Consider the following 3,767-nt stretch of genomic DNA (forward strand, 5'->3'; position numbering starts at 1 on the left):
GCAAGCTGGGTCGTTGAGTGAAGAATCCCCGCGTCTTTAGACCGGGGAGTGTCAAAAGCAGCAAACCCTAACAGTTTCTAACCTCCACACCATTTATTTTGAAGAGTCCGGTAACCCACAAGGTCAGCCAGTAGTGGTGTTACACGGAGGACCAGGAGGTGGTAGCCAACCGGTTTATCGGCAATACTTTGACCCACAGAAATGGCGAATTGTCATGTTTGACCAACGGGGTTGTGGTAAAAGTATCCCCCATGCTGAACTTGAGCAGAACACGACCTGGGATTTAGTTAGTGATATCGAAAAACTGCGAGTAAAACTGGGTATTGAGCAGTGGGTAGTTTTTGGTGGTAGTTGGGGTAGTACTCTGTCTTTAGCCTATAGTCAAACCCATCCTGAACGCTGTCTAGGACTGATCTTGCGGGGAATTTTTATGCTCAGGCAAAAAGAAATTCGTTGGTTCTATCAGGAGGGAGCAAGCTATATTTTTCCTGATTCTTGGGAAGACTACATCAAGCCGATTCCAGAAGCGGAACGCTATGATCTAATTTCTGCTTACTATCGACGGTTGACCAGTCCGGATCCTCAAACCCGCAATTCAGCAGCTCGGGCTTGGTCAATTTGGGAGGCAAGTACGAGTAAACTCTTTCAAGACCCAACCCTGATCCAAAAGTTTGGTGAGGGGGAATTTGCTGATGCGTTTGCCAGAATTGAATGTCATTACTTTGTCAATAAAGGCTTTTTTGAACCAGAAGACCAGTTACTGAAGAATGTAGATCGGATTAAATCTATCCCTGGGGTGATTGTCCAGGGACGCTATGATGTGGTATGTCCGATGGTATCAGCTTGGGAATTACATAAGGCTTGGCCAGAAGCTGAGTTGATTGTGGTACCTGATGCCGGTCATTCCATGGCAGAACCAGGTATCCGCAGTGCTTTAATCGAAGCAACGGATAAGTTTTTGACTTAACTGGGTGACAAGCAGCATTGTTAGCCTTATTGGAGGAATTGGTTTGGGCGAAAGGCTGTAGTAGGCTGATATCTCTTAAACTAAAGAAAGATTTACCCATAATTTAGGAGCGATGACTGTCACAATTACCCCAGCACATAGCCTGGAAGAATTTCTGAAGCTCCCAGAAACAAAGCCAGCCAGGGAATACATCAACGGCGATATTTTCCAAAAGCCAATGCCGAAAGGAAAGCATAGTCGATTGCAGCTCAGGCTATGCAATAGTATCAACGAAAACACAGAAAGCCAGAAAATTGCTTATGCCTTCCCAGAGTTGCGCTGTAGTTTTGGGATACGCTCTATTGTGCCTGATATAGCGGTTTTCAAATGGTCACGAATTCCGTTTGATGCCGATGGGGAAGTTCCCAATGATTTTTTATTGTACCCAGATTGGATAATTGAAATCCTCTCTCCAGAACAGAGTTCAAATCGGGTAATTGGCAATATTCTCTATTGCTTACAACATGGTTGTCAGCTAGGTTGGTTAATTGATCCTGCTGATCGGTCTATTTTAGTGTTTCGACCGGGTCAACAACCAGAATTGTTACTAGGTAGCAATCACCCTTCTGTATTAGATGATATTAACCTAGAGTTAACAGTAGATCTGATTTTTGGTTGGCTTAAAATGTCAGGTAATTAGCTAAAGGTAAGCATTCAGCATATGCTTATGATTAGCTGAAGACACAAACCCCAAAATACCATTTAAAAATTACCAAATTGTTGAAAGATCTAACACAAATCCTGGCAAGACATCTTCCCCAGACATAGTATCAGGATTGTTGATAATTTCTACAGCTTGATCGGGACGATAAATTTCGGTTTTTCGCTGTTTTCGGTTAATCAACCAGCCAAGTCTTGCCCCGTTTTCCATATATTCTCGCATTTTCCCACGAGTTTTCTCTAGGGAATCGCTAGGAGACATTAACTCTACTACAAAATCGGGACATATGGGGGCAAATCTTTCTTGTTCAACGGCGGTTAAAGCATCCCAGCGCTCTTGCTGAACCCAAGACGCATCAGGAGAGCGGTCTGCACCATTGGGAAGTGTAAATCCAGTGTTAGAGTCAAACACTTTACCCAGATTGTTCTGGCGACTCCAGGCTTTGAGTTGATAGATTAAATCAGCATTTCGTTCACCTGTGGTGCTACCTGTAGGGGACATAATAATTAATTCTCCAGTAGCAGTGCGCTCAAATCTTAAGTCGCTGTTGTCGTGACACAGTTGCCAGAATTGTTCGTCCGTTAAGTCTAGTTTTAATTCTAGAGTAGGGGGTAAGGAGATAGTGGAAGTATTCATGAAAACTCTCTAAATATTGAAAGTTTATATGGTGTGTTTGTAGTGTTTTTATAAGGAATTTATGAAAAATAAAATTAACGATTAACGGGTCTTAATTACCTAGTATTTTAAGGGAAAGCTTGAAACGAGTAAAGCCCTTAAACTAATTTAATCTTATAATTTTAAACCTGAAATCCCATAGCCTGAAGTCCCTGACGAAGACGCTGAGCTTCATCTGGGTTATGGGTTTCATGAAGTGCGATCGCTTTTTTAAATGCCGATAAACTCTGATCAACCTTGCCCAATTTAAGCCAAACCACTCCCAAGTTTTGATAAGCCTCTCCATACTCTGGGTTGAGTTGAATCGCTTGCTGATAGGATGCGATCGCATTTTCCATCTGACCCAAAGCCTTCCAAGTCATGCCCAGATTATTATGTCCAAGGGCAAAACTTGGGTCTATCTTCACTGCCATTTCATAAGCAGTTTTGGCGTGATTCAACTCCCCTGCTTTTAACAACAAACTGCCCAAGTTATTGTAAGCTCCTAATTTCAACTGGGGCAAAATCGGTTGTTGAATCGCCTGTTGATAATGTATTGCTCCTGAATTGAGCTCTCCTTGGCCAGTATAAGCATTCCCCAGATGGTAGTGCAGTTCAAATAATACCGCTGGCTCTAGCTCCGTGGTAGTTAAACCACGCTTGAGTAACTCCACACCTTGGTCTACTTGATTATTTTGAATATAAAGTGCCCCGAGTTTACTACACACATAAGCATCAAACGGATGACTAGCCAGATAGCCTTCCATCGCCGTAAGGGCTCTCGTCAACTTATTGCGTGATGCGATCGCATCATAGCTATAACCGTAGTGTAAGATTGCCACCTGGGACAGAGACACCACCTGCCATTGGGGTTCTCGTTTTAACACTTGCGCTACAGTATCATCAACCATAGCATGATAGGGGCGAGAAAAGCGAATATCTGCGTGATAGCGAAATAAACGGGACACCAGAGAATAGGGAGATTGAGTAGCCCCCACTTCTTGCCGGACTAGATTAATAACTAGATAGGAACTATTTTGGATAGCCTGCTTGATTTCCGGTACAACTTCCGGTTTCAACACTTCATCAGCATCCAACACCAGCACCCATTCCCCTTGCACATACTTCAACGCCTGATTGCGAGCAGCTGCAAAATCATTGCACCATTCAAACTGATAAACTATAGCGCCATAGCTTTGCGCCACCTCAATCGTCCGATCCGTTGAACCTGTGTCTAGGACGACCATCTCATCCACTACATCCTTGACACTACTCAAACATTGTGGTAAATATTCTTCCTCATCTTTAACAATCATGCATAGGCTAAGCATCGCATCAGTCATTAGGTTAGAAGGTTAGGAGGTTGATGGTTAGACGGTTGATGGTTAGGAGGTTGATGGTTAGGAGGTTGATGGTTAGGAGGTTGATGGTTAGGAGGTTGATGGT

General features: G+C 43.3%; 3 protein-coding genes and 1 pseudogene. 2 read left to right on the forward strand and 2 right to left on the reverse strand.

The genetic code is table 11. The annotated features are described in order from the left end of the window. Positions 1-67: 67 nt before the first annotated feature. A pseudogene (pip, locus tag AC4II3_RS21730) lies at positions 68-967 on the forward strand (prolyl aminopeptidase); the annotation flags it as partial. A 112-nt stretch (positions 968-1,079) separates the two neighbouring features. Continuing rightward, a complete protein-coding gene (locus AC4II3_RS21735) occupies positions 1,080-1,646 on the forward strand; it encodes a Uma2 family endonuclease (RefSeq protein WP_488016796.1) in 567 nt (188 codons plus the stop codon). Positions 1,647-1,715: 69 nt separating this feature from the next. Here the strand turns inward: AC4II3_RS21735 and AC4II3_RS21740 are convergent, their stop codons facing one another. Together AC4II3_RS21740 and AC4II3_RS21745 are read right to left on the reverse strand one after the other, a co-directional pair. Further along, positions 1,716-2,303 (reverse strand): Uma2 family endonuclease, encoded by a 588-nt coding sequence (locus AC4II3_RS21740; RefSeq protein WP_488016794.1) that lies wholly within the window; start codon positions 2,301-2,303, stop codon positions 1,716-1,718. A 161-nt stretch (positions 2,304-2,464) separates the two neighbouring features. Next, positions 2,465-3,637, reverse strand: coding sequence for a tetratricopeptide repeat protein (locus AC4II3_RS21745; protein ID WP_488016798.1), 1,173 nt, complete (start codon positions 3,635-3,637; stop codon positions 2,465-2,467). Between the last annotated feature and the right edge of the window lie 130 nt (positions 3,638-3,767).

The organism is Moorena sp. (genome assembly GCF_982860115.1).

Coding starts and splice junctions, on each gene's coding strand:
- AC4II3_RS21735 (WP_488016796.1), top strand. CDS start 1,080: ATGACTGTCACAATTACCCCAGCACATAGCCTGGAAGAATTTCTGAAG.
- AC4II3_RS21740 (WP_488016794.1), bottom strand. CDS start 2,303: ATGAATACTTCCACTATCTCCTTACCCCCTACTCTAGAATTAAAACTA.
- AC4II3_RS21745 (WP_488016798.1), bottom strand. CDS start 3,637: ATGATTGTTAAAGATGAGGAAGAATATTTACCACAATGTTTGAGTAGT.